Annotated in this window: 17 protein-coding genes; 12 read left to right on the plus strand and 5 right to left on the minus strand. The window is 66.1% G+C overall.

Going from position 1 to position 14,748, the window contains the following annotated elements; translation table 11 throughout:
* Positions 1–24: 24 nt before the first annotated feature.
* Positions 25–1,788, minus strand: a complete 1,764-nt coding sequence (locus tag JWQ90_RS00380; RefSeq protein ID WP_299687635.1) for a VWA domain-containing protein — start codon at positions 1,786–1,788, stop codon at positions 25–27.
* Positions 1,789–2,034: 246 nt separating this feature from the next.
* Between JWQ90_RS00380 and JWQ90_RS00385 the strand changes: the two genes are divergently transcribed.
* The 8 genes from JWQ90_RS00385 (at position 2,035) to JWQ90_RS00420 (ending at position 8,999) form a co-directional block, all read left to right on the plus strand.
* Positions 2,035–2,679, plus strand: coding sequence for a TetR/AcrR family transcriptional regulator (locus JWQ90_RS00385; RefSeq protein WP_299687638.1), 645 nt, complete (start codon positions 2,035–2,037; stop codon positions 2,677–2,679).
* A gap of 42 nt (positions 2,680–2,721) precedes the next feature.
* The gene (locus JWQ90_RS00390; protein WP_299687641.1) at positions 2,722–3,534 is read left to right on the plus strand and encodes a TIGR00266 family protein; all 813 of its coding nucleotides are present in this window, start codon (positions 2,722–2,724) and stop codon (positions 3,532–3,534) included.
* Between the two features lie 4 nt (positions 3,535–3,538).
* Complete coding sequence (locus JWQ90_RS00395) at positions 3,539–4,651, plus strand: M48 family metallopeptidase (RefSeq protein WP_299687644.1); 1,113 nt, start codon at positions 3,539–3,541, stop codon at positions 4,649–4,651.
* 209 nt (positions 4,652–4,860) lie between these two features.
* Entirely contained in the window at positions 4,861–5,451 is a 591-nt protein-coding gene (locus JWQ90_RS00400) for a glycine zipper 2TM domain-containing protein (RefSeq protein ID WP_299687647.1), read from the plus strand.
* 48 nt (positions 5,452–5,499) lie between these two features.
* Positions 5,500–5,766 carry a hypothetical protein gene (locus JWQ90_RS00405; RefSeq protein WP_299687650.1) on the plus strand — a complete coding sequence of 89 codons (267 nt, stop codon included), beginning with the start codon at positions 5,500–5,502 and terminating at the stop codon, positions 5,764–5,766.
* A 29-nt stretch (positions 5,767–5,795) separates the two neighbouring features.
* The gene (locus JWQ90_RS00410; RefSeq protein WP_299687655.1) at positions 5,796–6,494 is read left to right on the plus strand and encodes a response regulator transcription factor; all 699 of its coding nucleotides are present in this window, start codon (positions 5,796–5,798) and stop codon (positions 6,492–6,494) included.
* A gap of 73 nt (positions 6,495–6,567) precedes the next feature.
* Positions 6,568–7,935, plus strand: coding sequence for an ATP-binding protein (locus JWQ90_RS00415; RefSeq protein ID WP_299687658.1), 1,368 nt, complete (start codon positions 6,568–6,570; stop codon positions 7,933–7,935).
* A gap of 41 nt (positions 7,936–7,976) precedes the next feature.
* Positions 7,977–8,999 carry an alpha/beta fold hydrolase gene (locus JWQ90_RS00420; protein WP_299687661.1) on the plus strand — a complete coding sequence of 341 codons (1,023 nt, stop codon included), beginning with the start codon at positions 7,977–7,979 and terminating at the stop codon, positions 8,997–8,999.
* A gap of 72 nt (positions 9,000–9,071) precedes the next feature.
* Here the strand turns inward: JWQ90_RS00420 and orn are convergent, their stop codons facing one another.
* Entirely contained in the window at positions 9,072–9,626 is a 555-nt protein-coding gene (gene orn, locus JWQ90_RS00425) for an oligoribonuclease (RefSeq protein ID WP_299687665.1), read from the minus strand.
* Positions 9,627–9,756: 130 nt separating this feature from the next.
* On the opposite strand from orn, the gene JWQ90_RS00430 reads away from it, so the two are divergent.
* Positions 9,757–10,098 (plus strand): 4a-hydroxytetrahydrobiopterin dehydratase, encoded by a 342-nt coding sequence (locus tag JWQ90_RS00430; protein WP_299687668.1) that lies wholly within the window; start codon positions 9,757–9,759, stop codon positions 10,096–10,098.
* A 106-nt stretch (positions 10,099–10,204) separates the two neighbouring features.
* Here the strand turns inward: JWQ90_RS00430 and recR are convergent, their stop codons facing one another.
* On the minus strand, positions 10,205–10,804 hold the full coding sequence (gene recR, locus JWQ90_RS00435) for a recombination mediator RecR (RefSeq protein ID WP_299687670.1): 600 nt from the start codon (positions 10,802–10,804) through the stop codon (positions 10,205–10,207).
* Between the two features lie 97 nt (positions 10,805–10,901).
* Here recR and JWQ90_RS00440 point away from each other — a divergent pair, with 97 nt between their 5' ends.
* Positions 10,902–11,672 (plus strand): TSUP family transporter, encoded by a 771-nt coding sequence (locus JWQ90_RS00440; protein ID WP_299687672.1) that lies wholly within the window; start codon positions 10,902–10,904, stop codon positions 11,670–11,672.
* A complete protein-coding gene (locus JWQ90_RS00445) occupies positions 11,669–12,022 on the plus strand; it encodes an MmcQ/YjbR family DNA-binding protein (protein WP_299687675.1) in 354 nt (117 codons plus the stop codon). The genes JWQ90_RS00440 and JWQ90_RS00445 overlap by 4 nt, the downstream gene beginning before the upstream one ends.
* A 70-nt stretch (positions 12,023–12,092) precedes the next feature.
* Here the strand turns inward: JWQ90_RS00445 and epmA are convergent, their stop codons facing one another.
* Positions 12,093–13,040: an EF-P lysine aminoacylase EpmA gene (epmA, locus tag JWQ90_RS00450; RefSeq protein ID WP_299687678.1), complete on the minus strand. Its 948-nt coding sequence runs from the start codon at positions 13,038–13,040 to the stop codon at positions 12,093–12,095.
* 10 nt (positions 13,041–13,050) lie between these two features.
* Positions 13,051–13,620: an elongation factor P gene (gene efp, locus JWQ90_RS00455; RefSeq protein ID WP_299687681.1), complete on the minus strand. Its 570-nt coding sequence runs from the start codon at positions 13,618–13,620 to the stop codon at positions 13,051–13,053.
* 96 nt (positions 13,621–13,716) lie between these two features.
* On the opposite strand from efp, the gene epmB reads away from it, so the two are divergent.
* A complete protein-coding gene (gene epmB / locus JWQ90_RS00460) occupies positions 13,717–14,736 on the plus strand; it encodes an EF-P beta-lysylation protein EpmB (RefSeq protein ID WP_299687684.1) in 1,020 nt (339 codons plus the stop codon).
* Positions 14,737–14,748: the final 12 nt, after the last annotated feature.

The following is a 14,748-nucleotide window of genomic DNA, read 5'->3' on the forward strand; positions in this document are numbered from 1 at the left end:
ATGGCGCAACCGCTGCTTCCAGAATCAGCCTCCGTGGTTCTCGACCGGCGTTTTCAGCGCAGCGCTGTCGAGGCTGCGCGCGAGCTGCACCAGTTGCAGGAATTCACCCGCCTCGCCGTTGTCGTCACGGCCGCGCGAACTGCGCGCAAGGTTCATCACCGCAGTGTAGTCGAAGGCATCGAGGTACTGGCCGCCGCGCAGCAGTTGGCCGAAGCCGGCGACTGCGGCCGCCATCCGGAAGGAATCCGAGGCACTGGCAATCGTGCGGCTTGCATCGCCGGCGGCGATCGCGCGCTCGATCAGCAGACTCTTCGCATCGGCACCATCGCCAGGACGCTTGTAGCGCAGGCGCAGATGCGCAAGTTCGCCGGACGTAGCAGTCGGCACGACGGTGCTGCCGTAGCGCAGCGCCTCGATGCGTTCGCCGCCCTCGCCGACCAGCGCGATTTCGTACAGTGCGGTCACCCGGTGGCCGGCGCCGATGTCGCCGGCGTCGACGCGGTCGTTGGCAAAATCCTCGCGGCGCAGCGCACGATTCTCGTAGCCGATCAGGCGATATTCCGCGACCTGCGCCGGATTGAATTCGACCTGGATCTTCACGTCGCGGGCGATCGTCGTCAGCGTCGCTTCAGCCTGGAGCACCAGCACTTTCTGCGCCTCCCTGAGCGTGTCGATATACGCGTAGTTGCCGTCGCCGGCATCGGCGAGCTGCTCCATCAGAGCCTCGTTGTAGTTGCCAGTGCCGAAGCCCAGTGTGGTCAGCGCAATGCCGGACTTGCGCTGCATTTTCACGCGATCCAGCAGTTGGGCGAAATCGGTGATGCCGACGTTGAAATCACCGTCGGTGGCCAGCAGCACGCGGTTGACGCCGTCCTTGATATAACCTTGCCTGGCCATCGCATAAGCGAGCTCGATACCGGCGCCGCCGTTGGTGGAACCGCCGGCCTCGAGCCGGTCGAGCGCCGCATTGATCTTTGCCTGCTGATCGTCGGCGGTTGGCTCCAGAATCACGCCGCTGGCGCCGGCATACACGACCAGGCTGAGCCGGTCCTGCGGCCGCAGTTGCCGGGTCAGCAGCTTCAGCGAGGACTTCACCAGCGGCAGCTTGTCCGGCGAATTCATCGAGCCGGAAACGTCGATCAGGAATACCAGGTTCGACGCCGGCCGCTCGCCTTCAGGTTTCCAGCCCTGAACGCCGATCTGCAGCAGATGCGTCCTGGGATTCCACGGCGTAGGCGCGGTCTCGGTCATCACCGAGAACGGCGTCGCCCGGTCGCGCGGGATCGGATACGCGTAGTCGAAGTAGTTCACCAACTCCTCGACCCTCACCGCGTCGCGCGGCGGCATCTGGCCCTGGCTGAGGAAGCGGCGCACGTTGGCATAGGCGCCGGTATCGACGTCGACGCTGAAAGTCGAAACCGGATTCTCGGCGGCGCGCTGCACCGGGTTCGACTGGATCGCGGCATAGTGCTCGCGTTCTTCGGCCGAGACCGTCGGCATCGGCATCGGCCGTGGCGGCATGAAGCCGATGCGGCTCTGGCTCTGCATCATCTTGGCGGCGCTCTCGGCACGGGCCGGGGCGGCGGCGTAAGCCGCGTCGGCGGCCAGGACCGGTTCCGACGCGGTCGGTGGTGGCGGTGGAGCGACTTGCGCTTGGTCCGGCGAGGCGGCCGGCTCGGGCAGTGGCGTCGGCGGGTGCTCGCTGACCGCGCAGCCCGTCAGCAGGGACAGCAACAAGGACACCAGCAGCACGCTGGCGCGACGACGCAGATCGGGGGACGAGGACATCGGGGACTCCGCTTGGAAGGTTCGCCAGCCTTAAACGGAACCGCGCCCGAATTGGGGTTAACGGACATGGCGCTTTTGCCGCTCCCGAAGATGAAACTAAAGGCCGATCGAGTCGTAGGTCGGCAATCCCTTGCCGACGTGAGGCCCCGGTGGCGCATCCACCGTACACGTCGGCAAAGGATTGCCGACCTACGAGGGTTTCACGTAAAGCCTCATAATCGGATCTTTCCCCCATCCTGCAACCGAATGGCGCGCAAACCCGCTCACGAGCAGTTCGACACCCTCTCCGCGCTACAGGACCGAGCCTTCGAACTGTTTGGCCGTTACGGCTACGAGGGCGTTTCGATCGGCGACATCGCCAAGGCCGCCAGGCTGTCGAAAGGCGCCCTGTACTGGCACTTCTCCGGCAAGGAGGAGCTGTTTCTCGAGTGCCTGCGCCGGCTGCACGCGATCTTCACCGAGCACGTGATCGAGCCGATGCGCAAGCAGATCGACGCGGTACAGGCGATCGTCGTGATGTTCCATGGGCTGGAGAAGCTGCTGCGCGATCCGCGCGTCGAAAACGGTGTTGCCGGCTACTGGCTGGTGCCGTCGACGCCGGAAACGGTGCGCCTGGTCGCCGAGCAACGTGCGTTCGAAGTCGCCTCGCAGGCCGCGATCCGCGACGTGATGGCCGAGGGCGCGCGCCAGGGCAGTTTCGATCTCGGCGAAGACCTGGAGGACATGTCGAAAGCGATCATCGCGCTGTTAGAGGCCTCGATCCTGCCGCTGCGTCATCAGGAACCCGACGAAGTCCACCGGATGATCAGCGTGCTCGCGCGCACGCTGTTCCGCGCCTATGCGCGGCCCGAGGCCTTGAAAAAATTAGCGCCGCTGCTGCAACCGCAATAAGACCCTCTCACGCCCTTTCCCATTCGATCAGGAGCAATGCCAATGGCAATGGACATCATCGACTACAAGATCTACGGCACCGAAACGCAATTCGTCGAGGTGGAGCTGGACCCTGGAGAAGCGGCGGTCGGCGAAGCCGGCGCGATGATGTTCATGGAAGACGGCATCGTCATGGACACGGTGTTCGGCGACGGCTCGGCGCAGCAGAAGAACTTCTGGGGCAAGCTGGTCGGCGCCGGCAAACGCCTGGTCACCGGCGAGAGCCTGTTCACCACGGTGTTCACGAACAACGGTAGCGGCAAGCGCAAGCTCGCGTTCGCGGCGCCGTATCCGGGCACGCTCATTCCAATCCACTTGCCCGACGTCGGCGGCACGCTGATCTGCCAGAAGGACTCGTTCCTGTGCGCGGCCAAGGGCGTCGCGCTCGGCATCGAGTTCCAGCGCAAGCTCGGTGTCGGCCTGTTCGGCGGCGAAGGCTTCGTGATGCAGCGTCTCGACGGCGACGGTCTCGCCTTCATCCACGCCGGCGGCACCCTGTACGTGCGCGACCTTGCGCCCGGCGAAGTGCTGCGCGTGGATACCGGCTGCATCGTCGCGCTGACGCGCAGCGTCAGTTACGACATCCAGTACGTTGGTGGATTGAAGTCCGCGCTGTTCTCAGGCGAGGGTCTGTTCTTCGCGGTGCTGCAGGGGCCGGGCAAGGTCTGGCTGCAGTCGTTGCCGCTGTCGCGCATGGCCAACCGCATCGTCATGGCGGCGCCGGCGATCGGTGGACGCAGCAGCGAAACCGGCTCGCTGCTCGGTGCCGGCGCAGCCGGCGGCTTGCTCGGCGGACTGCTCGGCGACGACGAGTAAAGCGATGAGTTCGCCGACGCTGGCGCTGCCCGGCCGGCTGTTCGGGCCAGCGCTCGCGCCGGCGGGCACTGTCGTCAGCGCAACGATCGATGCTCTGCAACTCGTGGTGCCGTTGCCGGACGGAGGGCAACTGTCCTCGCCGCTTTCACGGCTGGTGTTGCGCAATGCCGGCTTCGACGGCGCGCAGCTGGAAATGAGCTGGCCGCAGAACGTTGCACGCTACGCCCTGCTGGTGGATGACGCAGGCGTGATCGAGCGCTTGCGCCAGCAGCCGCCGGCCGCGCTGCAGCCGGCGATCACGGCCGTGTTCGCGCAGCGGCGCAAGGCGCGTGTTCGCCGCGGCCTCGGCCTGTCGGCGATCGCGATCTGGATCGGCCTTCCGCTGTTCGCGCTGCTGCTGCTGTTCTTGACCGCGCGTCCGCTGGCCGGCTGGCTCGCCGGCTTCGTGCCGCTGGCCCAGGAGCAGCAGCTCGGCGAGTGGGTGTTCAAGTCGCAGGCGGCCCAGCTGGATCTGATTGAGAACACCGCGGCGAATGCCGCGATCCAGCAGATCGGCGCACGGCTGGCTCCGGGCTCGCGCTACACCTATCACTGGCATGTCGCGCGCCAGCCCGAACTCAACGCCTTCGCCATCCCGGGCGGACATATCGTCGTCTACAGCGGGCTGATCCAGGCCGCCGCCGACGCCGACGAACTCGCCGGCGTGCTGGCGCACGAGATCGAGCACGTCGAACTGCGCCACAGCCTGAAAGCAATGATGCGACAGGCCGGCCTGCGGCTCGCGATCGGCATCGTGGTCGGCGACTTCGGCGTCGCCGGTGAAGCCGCCGGGCGCCTGTCCGGGCTGCAGTTCTCGTGCGACAGCGAGCGCGAGGCGGATGTACAGGGCCTGGCTCGGCTGGACCGCGCCGGCATTGATCCGCGAGGCATGCTGAGCTTGTTCGCCAAGCTCGACGCGCAGGCCCCCGGCACGGCGCCGCCGGCCTGGCTCGCCAGCCATCCGACGACACCGGAGCGCATCGCCGAGTTGCGAAAGTTGATCGACCGGCGCAGTGCCACGCAGCTGCAAGCGCTGGATATCGATTGGGGCGCCGTTCGGGCCAGCATCGGCCGCTAGCACGCCGTCTCGGCCGCGACGTGCAGCGCCGCAAAAGCTCGTAAAGGTCGGTAATTCCTTAAAAAAGTTAAGTTGTAATTCAGCTGCCGACTCTAAGCTGAACGAAGCTCCCGCCGTTGCGGACAGCGAACATGCTCATAAGGAGAGCAACAATGCGTGAACAGGCGCCTTCCCAAGCCCGTCGGTTTGCCCCGGTCGCGATGACTTGCATGCTCGGCGCCGCCCTCGTGGCGAGCCTGGCTTCAGCCCCCGCGTTTGCGGGCCGCTACGATCGTGATGATCGCAACGGTCAGTACTACGACGATTCCTCCACTGGCGGCGACGCCAATCCCCGCACCGATTTCGCGCAGGTGGTCAGCACCCGGCCGATCTACAGCCAGGTGCAGGTCAACGAACCGCGCGACGAATGCCGGGACGTGCCGGTAACCTATCGCGAGCGCCCGAGCTATTCCGGCGACAACACCGCCGGTGCCGTACTCGGCGCGGTGATCGGTGGCGTGGTCGGCAACCAGTTCGGCGGTGGCAGCGGCCGCGCGGTTGCGACCGGCCTCGGCGCCGTGGTCGGCGCCAGCGTCGGCAGCCACGCCGGCGAATACAACGGCGGCTACGATCGCGGGGACTACGCACGTACCGGATATCAGCGCCAATGCCAGACCGTGGACGACTACCACGTCGAGAATCACATCGATGGCTACGATGTGGCCTATCGCTACCACGGCGCCGTCTACCACACCACCATGCCTTACGACCCGGGCGATCGTATCGCCGTGGACGTGAGCGTGCGCCCCGTCCGCTACTAAGGGAGTCGGATCAACCCGGGAGCCATGCGCTCAAAGTTTCCGCTTTCGATGGCCCTGCTGATCACGGGCCTGTTTTTGAGTGAACTGCCAGCACAGGCCCGGGATCCGGGCCTGTCTGACCGTTTGCGTCTGCCGCCGGCTGGATTCACGCCCGGCGGCAACGATCGCCATATGTCGCCGAGCGAGGCGGCACGCATCGCCCAGCAGCAGAACGGCGGGGGCCGTGTGCTGGCGGTGGAGCGCAACGATCGCGGCTACCGCGTCAAACTGTTGAAAAACGGCGACGTCCGAATCGTCTACGTGCCCGGCAATTGAGCTGGCACTCACACTAGAGAAGGGAAAACATGCGCGCTCTCGTCATCGAAGATGATCCGCACCTGCGGGGACTGGTATCGCAGTACTTTGCCGACGAGGGCTTTGCCGTCGACGTGGCCGGTGACGGTGAAAACGGCCTGTACATGGCCGAAGAATTCCCGGTGGATATCGCGATCGTCGATCTGGGCCTGCCCGGCATCAGCGGCGTGGAGATCATCCGCCGCGCACGCAAGGCAGGGCGCAAGTATCCGATCCTGATCCTGACCGCCCGCGACGGCTGGCAGACCAAGGTCGAAGGCCTGGAGGCCGGTGCCGACGACTACCTGGTCAAGCCGTTCCACCGCGAAGAGCTGCTGGCACGCGTACGCGCGCTGCTGCGCCGCTCCGGCGGCTGGGCTCAGCCCTTGCTCGAATGCGGCCCGATCGCGGTCGACACCACCGCGAAAACCGTTTTCGTGATGCAGCAGAGCGTTGACCTGACCGCCTACGAATACAAGGTTCTGGAATACCTGATCCTGCATGCCGGGCAGGTCGTCTCCAAGGCCACGCTGGCCGAGCATCTGTATGCCGAAGACGAAGAGCGCGACAGCAACGTGATCGAAGTTTTCATTCGCCGGCTGCGCAGCAAGCTCGACCCCGAGGCGACGCTCAACCCGATCACCACACTGCGAGGCAGCGGCTATCGCTGGGACCTGCCGCGCGGGCCCTCGACACCCGCCGAAAGCTGAGCGGAGCGTCCGCTTGGGCGCGCCGTTGCCGCCACTACGCTGGATCCATGGCGGCGCGGAACGCGTCAGGACCATGAAATGGCCGAGCTTAAGATCGGTCTATTCACGCTTGCGGCCGCAATCGCTGCGCACGCGTTTGCTGGTCGCGGCATCGGCGGTGCTGACCGCGTTTTTCGTGATCACCGGCGTCGCGCTGGAAAGCGCGTTCGGCGACAGCGCGCGCCAGGCGCAACAGGACAAGCTCGAGGGCATCGTCTATTCGCTGCTGGCGGCGCTCGGCCCCAGCGCCAGCGGTGACCTGACGATCTCGACGACGATGGTCCCCGATGCACGGCTGAAAAGCGCGGCGTCGAGCCTGCAGGCGGCGCTGTTCAACGAGGACGGCGTCGCCGTCTGGCGTTCGGTCAACTTCGGCGACATGCCGGCGCCGAAGATGCCGGGCATCGACGAGTGGCACTTCCAGCGCGTCGACGATCCCGATGCATTCCAGATGAGCTACAGCTTCCGCTGGATCGACCTGGCCGACGATCCGCGCCGCTACAACGTCGTGGTGATGGAGGATGCGTCGAGCTTCCGCGCGCAGTTGCGCGCGTATCGGCGCGCACTGTGGACCTGGCTCGCGGTCTGCGGTATCGGCCTGCTTGGCGTGCAGGTGTTGGTGCTGCAATGGGGCCTGGCGCCGCTGCGCCGCCTGATCTTCGAACTGCGCCGCATCGAGATGGGCGAACAGCAGGACATCCGCTCCGAATACCCCGATGAGCTCAAGCCGCTGACGCAGGGCCTGAACGCGATGATCCAGAACGAACGCAATCAGCAGACGCGCTATCGCAACGCGCTCGGCGATCTCGCGCACAGCCTGAAGACACCACTCGCGGTCGTGCAGGGCGTCACCGAAGATTCCGAGATGCCGCGCCACCTACGGCATACGCTCGGCGAGCAAGTGCAGTCGATGCAGCAGATCACCGGCTATCAGCTGCGCAAGGCCGCCGCTGCCGGCCGGCGCACGCTGGCCGAACCGGTGCCGATCCGCCCGCTGGCGGAGAAACTGGTCAGCGCGCTGGTCAAGGTCTATGCGGAGAAGAAAGCCCGGTTCGAACTGCGGATCGACCCGCGGCTGCGGCTGCGCGCCGAGAGCGGCGACCTGTTCGAGCTGATCGGCAACCTGCTCGACAACGCCGCCAAGTACGGCAATGGACGGGTGCGGCTGACGGTCCACCACGAAGGCCGCACCGCGGTCATCGAAGTCGCCGACAACGGTCCGGGCTTTCCTCAGGACGCCGAGGAATTGCTGGAACGCGGCGTGCGCGCCGATATGAAAAAGCCCGGCCAGGGCATCGGCCTCGCCGCGGTCTATGATCTGGTGCGTGCCTACGAAGGGCAGCTGCTGCTGGGTGCGTCCGATCTCGGCGGCGCGCTGGTGACGGTTCGCCTGCCCGGCTGATCCGCTGCATTCCATCCCTACTGCTGTCGCGAGATTCTCCGATGAGCAATCAAAAAATATTCCCGCACCGCGTTCGCCTGATGCGCAAGCTCGCCACGCTGCTGACCGTCGGCGCAGTCATGCTCAGCCTCGACGGCTGTCTGGCCGTGCGCGGCGTGCGCATGGTCCAGAATCACGAGGCAACGAAAGGCTTTCCGGATAAGGGCGATGTCTCGACGGCGCAGCAGCGCAAGCTGATCGCGGGCGGCCTGCAGCGCAGCTACCTGGTACAAATTCCCGGTGGCGCCAGCGCGCCGATGCCGATCGTGGTGATCCTGCACGGCGGCACTGAGACTGCCGAAGACGCGTGGAAACAGACCAGCCTGCCGACCTTGGGCGCACGTGAGCGCTTCATCGTCGCCGCACCCCAGGGCGTCGACAAGCACTGGAACGACGGCCGCGGCAGCACGCTCGCCGGCGACTCGGTGTCGTCCGCCGACGACGTCGCCTTCATCCGCAACCTGATCGCCGAGCTGGTGCTGCGCGACCATGGCGATGCGCGCGCGGTATTCATTATCGGCGCCTCCAACGGCGGCTTCATGGCGATGAACTACGCCTGCCAGGCCGGCGATACGCTGCGCGCCGGCGCCAACGTGATATCGACGCTGCCGGCCGCGGTCGCGCGCAACTGCCGCGCCGGCAAACCACTGCCGTGGCTGTCGATGAACGGCAAGCGCGATTCGATCGTGCCCTTCGCCGGCATGCCCGAGGGCACGCTGGTGCGCGGCAAGCCGCAGCCCGGGCTGCTATCCGCCGACGCGACGTTCCAGTTCTGGGCAAACCGCGCCGGCTGTTCGGCGAGCGCTCAGACCACACGCGTCAGCGACACCGTCGAGAAGCGCGTGCGCAGCTGCGCCAATGGAACCACCTCGCAGCAATACGTGTTCAGCGACGCCGGCCATGTCTGGCCGGGACTGGCGATCAACAGTGCGATGATCGCGAGCTATCTGGGCGGCACCAATCTGGATGTCGACACCGGCGAAGTCGCCTGGGGCTTCTTCAAGTCGGCGCTGGCTAGGCCGTAGGTTGGGGTGAGCGCAGCGAACCCCACGCATCGTCGCGGACCAAATGTTGGGGTTCGCTGCGCTCACCCCAACCTACGCATTCGGAATCCGCAGGAAGTGATCGCGGTAGTAGCGCAGCTCCGCAATCGAATCGCGGATGTCGTTCAGCGCCAGATGCGAAGATTCCTTCGAGAACCCCTTCGCCAGGTCCGGCGACCAGCGCTGGCACAGCTCCTTGAGTGTGCTGACGTCGAGGTTGCGGTAGTGGAAAAAGCGCTCCAGCGCCGGCATGTAGCGCGCCAGAAAGCGACGGTCCTGGCAGATCGAGTTGCCGCACATCGGCGACTTGCCAGGTACCACCCACTCGCTCAGAAAATTCAGCGTCAGCCGCTCGGCATCGCCGTCGCTGATGCGACTGTCGCGCACGCGCTGGGTCAGGCCGGACTTGCCGTGCTGCTTGGTATTCCAGTCGTCCATCGCCGACAGTTCGTCGTGGCTTTGCTGCACCGCCAGTACCGGCCCTTCGGCCAGCACATTGAGATTGGCGTCGGTGACGACCGTGGCGATCTCGATGATGCGGTGCCGCTCGGGCACCAAGCCGGTCATTTCGAGATCGATCCAGATCAGATGGCTGGGGCTTGCGGTCATCGTAGCTGCCTGTTGATGGATCGATGAGCCTACACCGGTCTGGTTAACCGCGGCGGATCGAGCCGGGTTTACTTTCCGCCGACGGCGCGCGAGCATCGCCGCCCCGTTCGTATTGCTCCGGAGTTTTCCGATGACGATCCTGGCCGAAAAACGCTGCGCGCCCTGCGAAGGCGGCGTGCCCGCGCTGGCGCGTCCTGCCGCCGAGGCAATGCTGAGCCAGCTGAACCCGCGCTGGAAAATCAGCGAGGACGCGCGCCAGCTGCAAGCCGAGTTCGGCTTCCGCAACTACTTCCGCACGCTGGCCTTCGTCAACGCGGTCGCCTACGTCGCGACCCAGGAAGATCACCACCCGGATATCGACTTCGGCTACAACACCTGCACGATCCGCTGGTGGACGCATGCGGTCGACGGCTTGAGCGAAAACGACTTCATCTGCGCGGCGAAGGTCGATCGGCTGGCTGACGGCAAGTAGCGGCGCGCCGACTTTCCGCCTCTGTAGGAGCGGGTCATACCCGCGACTGAGACCTTGAAGAGCAGAGTCGCGGGTATGACCCGCTCCTACAGCTGCCCGCTAACGTCTAAACCTGCCGGCGCCCGCTGAGCGCATGCGCCAGCGTGCCGCCGTCGACGTACTCGAGTTCGCCGCCGACCGGCACGCCGTGGGCGATGCGGCTGACCGCCACGTTCTGCGCCCGCGCGATCTCGGCCAGATAGTGTGCAGTGGCTTCACCCTCGACGGTCGGGTTGGTCGCGATGATCAGCTCCCGGTAACTGCCGGCCGCGAGTTGCTGCTGCAACAGATCGAGGCCCAGTTCGTCCGGTCCGATGCCGTCGAGCGGCGACAGCCTGCCCATCAGTACGAAATAGCGGCCGCGATACGGCGTGCCGGATTCGATCGCCATCAGGTCGGCCGGTCCTTCGACCACGCAGAGATGCCCGGTTGCGGTACGCGCCGGCGAGCAGTAGCGGCAATCGCCGTTCTCGCAGAACATCCGGCAGCTCGGGCAGCGGCCGATGTGCTCGAGCGCGTCGGTCATCGCCAGCGCCAGCGTGCGCGCAGCAGCGCGATCTCGGTCCAGAAGCTGGAACGCCATGCGCTGCGCGGACTTGGGGCCGACGCCGGGCAGACGCCGCAGTGCGTCGATCAATCGGGCCAGGCTGGGTGAATAGACAGACATGGTCGCTGGAATCTCTGGGAGTCTCGTGGGATTTTCGTAGGAATCGCGGGGACGCGGACTTGGCGAGCCCGCAGGCGTCCATTCTAATGGCGGGCTGATGACTCCCGAACTGATACTCGCGCTGTGCGGCTTCGCCTTCCTGGCCGGCTTCGTCGACTCCGTGGTCGGCGGCGGCGGCCTGATCCAGGTGCCGGCACTGCTGGTGCTGCTGCCGGGCTACCCGGTGGCGACGCTGTTCGGCACCAACAAGGCGGCGTCGATCTGGGGCACCGCGGTGGCGGCCTGGGGTTACGCACGGCACATCGGGACGCCGTGGCGCTCGGTACTGCCGATGGCACTGGCGGCGCTGGTCTTCGGCTTCATCGGCGCCGCGGCGCTCAGCCATCTCGACAACGCGCTGCTGAAACCGATCATTCTGGGCGTGCTGGTGCTGGTACTCGGCTATACGCTGTGGAAGAAGGATTTCGGCAAGCTGCATGCGCCGCGCCTGTCGACCTTGCAGCAGATTCTGGTGGGTGTGATCGCCGGTAGCAGTATTGGCTTTTACGACGGCTTTCTGGGCCCGGGCACCGGCAGCTTCCTGGTGCTGGCCTTCGTCGGCCTGTTCGGCTTCAGCTTCCTGCATGCCTCGGCCTCGGCCAAGGCGGTCAACGTGATCACCAACTTCGCCGCGCTCGCCTACTTCCTGAGCCATGGCTCGGTGCTGTGGCAGTTCGCGATCCCGATGGCGGCATGCAACGTCGCCGGATCGCTGGTGGGCACGCGCATGGCGATCCGGCGCGGCGCCGGCTTCGTCCGCGGCATGTTCATCGTCGTCGTCGGACTGCTGATTCTGCGGCTGGGTTGGGACGTGTGGAGGCAGACGTGAATCGCCAGCAGCTAGACAAGCTGTGCCTCGCGCTGCCGGGCACGACCATCGACATCAAGTGGGGCAACGAGCGCGTGTACTCGATCGGGGCGAAGATGTATCTACTGACGCCCGAGGAAATCACGACCACGGCCCGGCTGTTTTTCAAAGTGCCGGACGAGTTGTTCCTGGCGATCACCGATCAGCCCGGCGTTGTACCGGCGCCGTACCTGGCGCGCGCGAAGTGGGTGATGGTCGAGGACGCCGGGCGCCACAAGCGGCGCTGGATCGAACAGCAGATCCGCACGTCCTACGAGCTGGTTTTTGCGAAGCTGACGAAGAAAGCGAAAGCCTCCATCTCCACACAGTAGAAGCGGGTCGTACCCGCGACTGTGCCGGTGGAGCCTCAGTCGCGGGTACGACCCGCTCCTACAGGCGGCTTCAGGCGCGGTCGGCAGCAAACGCCAGTGTCTGCGCCAGATCGCTCAGGCCCAGCTTCAGCATCAGCACCCGATCCAGCCCCAGCGCGACACCGCTGCAATCCGGCAACCCCGCCTCCAGCGCCGCGATCAGATGGGCGTCATACGGTGGCACGACCTGCTCGGCGGCACAGCGATAGCGCTGATCCGCCTCGAAACGGCCGCGCTGCTCCTTGGCATCGGCGAGTTCGTGAAAGCCATTGGCGAGCTCGATGCCGCGCCAGAACAGCTCGAAGCGCTCGGCCACCGGCGGCGGGCCCTGCCGAACCTGCGCCAGCGCGGCCTGGCTCGCCGGGAAGTCGTACACGAACGCCGGCTGCGCGGCACCCAAAGCGGGCGACACGACTCGCGACATCCACAAGTCCAGCCAGAAGCCGGCGGGTTCGTTGGCAAAGTCGGCAGCGGAGATCAGCTCGGCCGCCATCGCGGCGGCACGCATCTGCGTCGCATCGGCCGAATGAGGATCGAAACCGGCGTGACGCAGAAACGCATCGCGATAACTCAGCCGCTGGAAGCCACCGGCGCCGCCGACCAAGGCGCGCATCAGCGCCTCGACCTCGTCCATCAGCTGCTGCATCGAGAAGCCCGGCCGGTACCACTCCAGCATCGTGAACTCGGGGTTGTGATGCCGGCCCTGCTCTTCCAGCCGGAACACACGGGCGATCTGGAAGATCGGCCCGGAACCCGCCGCGAGCAGCCGCTTCATCGCGAACTCGGGCGAGGTCTGCAGCCAGCGGCCGTCCACGGTCGAAAAGCTTTCGATAAAGCGGTCGACCGTCGCATGCGCCGACAGGATCGGCGTCTCCACCTCGAGCACGCCGCGCGCCATAAAAAAGGCGCGGACGGAGCCGCAAAGCTCCGCCCGCGCCTTCAGCGTCGCCAGACTCGCGTCGGGACGCCAGCGCGGCATGATCGTGCGGCTACTTGCCGACGCGGCCCAGGTAGTCGCCGGTACGGGTGTCGACCTTGATCACCTCGCCCTGCTGCACGAACAGCGGTACGCGGACCACGGCGCCGGTCTCCAGCGTCGCCGGCTTGCCGCCGCTGCCGCTGGTGTCGCCACGCAGGCCGGGATCGGTTTCGGTAATCGTCAGCGTGACATAGTTCGGCGGCGTCACCGACAGCGGAATGCCGTTGAAGAACAGCACTTTGCAGGCTTCTTCTCCCTTCAGCCACTTGGAGCAGTCGGCCACCGCGGTGGCACCGGCCTGGACCTGCTCGAAGCTCGTCGGATTCATGAAGTGCCAGAACTCGCCATCGCTGTAGAGATACTGCATGTCGATCTCTTCGATATCGGCCACTTCCCAGGTGTCGCCGGACTTCAGCGTCCGCTCGATGACCCGGCCGTTCTTCAGATTACGGATCTTGATCGAGTTCGTCGCCTGGCCCTTGCCCGGCTTGCGATACTCGTTGTCGACAACGGAATAGGGTTCGCCGTCCACCAGAACCTTGGTGCCGGACTTCATTTCATTGGTGCTGACGGTGGCCATTGTCGAGGTCTTTTAGATTGGGGGTTGTTTCGGAACGAGAAACGGTGGCGTTCTGGTTTGCTCACCGGCATCCCGCCCAGCGAAAATGCGGCGCAGATGATAACCCCTAGCCCCCAAACTCAACAGGCCCGTCAGGCGCGCGCCTGGCAGCATGCCCTGCGCGATGCATTCAAGCAGCCCGCCGAGCTGCTGCGCTTCCTGGAAATCGACCCCGCGCTGCCGCAGCTGGAAGCCGCGCTGCTCGGCGCGTTCCCGCTGCGGGTACCGCGCGGCTTCGCCGAGCGCATGCGCAAGGGCGACGCGGCCGACCCGCTGTTCCTGCAGATCTGGCCGGCCGGCGCCGAGGCCCTGAGCGTCGAGGGCTTCGGCCTGGACGCGGTCGGCGACCGGCTCAAGCTCAAGGACGGCGGCATCGTCCACAAGTACCAGCACCGCGTGCTGGTGATGGCCACCGGCGCCTGCGGCGTGCATTGCCGCTACTGCTTCCGCCGCCACTTTCCGTATTCCGAGGCTCTGGCCGGCCGCGATCACTGGCGCGAGGCGCTGGCGCAAATCGCCGCCGACGCTTCGATCTCCGAGGTGATCCTGTCCGGCGGCGATCCGCTGGCGCTGTCCGACGAGAAGCTCGCCGAGTTCCTCGACGGCCTCGACGGCCTTGTCCACGTCCGCCGGCTGCGGATACACACGCGCCAACCCATCGTGCTGCCGGAGCGCGTGGACGACAGCCTGATCGCGCTGCTGCGGCGCAGCCGCCTGCGCACCGCGATCGTGCTGCATGCGAATCACGCCAACGAGCTCGATGCCAAGGTCGCGGCCGCCTGTGCGCGTCTGCGCGAGGCCGGCGCCAGCCTGCTGAACCAGTCGGTGCTGCTGCGCCGGGTCAACGACAACGTCGCCGCGCTGCAAGCCCTGTCCGAGCGCCTGTTCGACTGCGGCGTGCTGCCCTACTACCTGCACCTGCTCGACCGCGTCGCCGGCAGCGCGCACTTTGAAGTCGGCGAGGATCGCGCGCGCGCGCTGATGCGCGAACTGTCCACGCGCCTGCCCGGCTACCTGCTGCCGCGGCTGGCGCGCGAGACCGCCGGGCTGCCGGCCAAAGAAATCATTGCCTGGTGACCCTCGATCAAT

This window comes from Hydrocarboniphaga sp. (assembly GCF_028291725.1).
In the GTDB taxonomy this organism is placed as follows: domain Bacteria; phylum Pseudomonadota; class Gammaproteobacteria; order Nevskiales; family Nevskiaceae; genus Hydrocarboniphaga.

Excerpts from the sequence above, each read along its gene's own strand:
- JWQ90_RS00380 (WP_299687635.1), bottom strand. The coding sequence starts at position 1,788 with ATGTCCTCGTCCCCCGATCTGCGTCGTCGCGCCAGCGTGCTGCTGGTG.
- JWQ90_RS00385 (WP_299687638.1), top strand. The coding sequence starts at position 2,035 with ATGGCGCGCAAACCCGCTCACGAGCAGTTCGACACCCTCTCCGCGCTA.
- JWQ90_RS00390 (WP_299687641.1), top strand. The coding sequence starts at position 2,722 with ATGGCAATGGACATCATCGACTACAAGATCTACGGCACCGAAACGCAA.
- JWQ90_RS00395 (WP_299687644.1), top strand. The coding sequence starts at position 3,539 with ATGAGTTCGCCGACGCTGGCGCTGCCCGGCCGGCTGTTCGGGCCAGCG.
- JWQ90_RS00400 (WP_299687647.1), top strand. The coding sequence starts at position 4,861 with ATGCTCGGCGCCGCCCTCGTGGCGAGCCTGGCTTCAGCCCCCGCGTTT.
- JWQ90_RS00405 (WP_299687650.1), top strand. The coding sequence starts at position 5,500 with ATGGCCCTGCTGATCACGGGCCTGTTTTTGAGTGAACTGCCAGCACAG.
- JWQ90_RS00410 (WP_299687655.1), top strand. The coding sequence starts at position 5,796 with ATGCGCGCTCTCGTCATCGAAGATGATCCGCACCTGCGGGGACTGGTA.
- JWQ90_RS00415 (WP_299687658.1), top strand. The coding sequence starts at position 6,568 with ATGAAATGGCCGAGCTTAAGATCGGTCTATTCACGCTTGCGGCCGCAA.
- JWQ90_RS00420 (WP_299687661.1), top strand. The coding sequence starts at position 7,977 with ATGAGCAATCAAAAAATATTCCCGCACCGCGTTCGCCTGATGCGCAAG.
- orn (WP_299687665.1), bottom strand. The coding sequence starts at position 9,626 with ATGACCGCAAGCCCCAGCCATCTGATCTGGATCGATCTCGAAATGACC.
- JWQ90_RS00430 (WP_299687668.1), top strand. The coding sequence starts at position 9,757 with ATGACGATCCTGGCCGAAAAACGCTGCGCGCCCTGCGAAGGCGGCGTG.
- recR (WP_299687670.1), bottom strand. The coding sequence starts at position 10,804 with ATGTCTGTCTATTCACCCAGCCTGGCCCGATTGATCGACGCACTGCGG.
- JWQ90_RS00440 (WP_299687672.1), top strand. The coding sequence starts at position 10,902 with ATGACTCCCGAACTGATACTCGCGCTGTGCGGCTTCGCCTTCCTGGCC.
- epmA (WP_299687678.1), bottom strand. The coding sequence starts at position 13,040 with ATGCCGCGCTGGCGTCCCGACGCGAGTCTGGCGACGCTGAAGGCGCGG.
- efp (WP_299687681.1), bottom strand. The coding sequence starts at position 13,620 with ATGGCCACCGTCAGCACCAATGAAATGAAGTCCGGCACCAAGGTTCTG.
- epmB (WP_299687684.1), top strand. The coding sequence starts at position 13,717 with ATGATAACCCCTAGCCCCCAAACTCAACAGGCCCGTCAGGCGCGCGCC.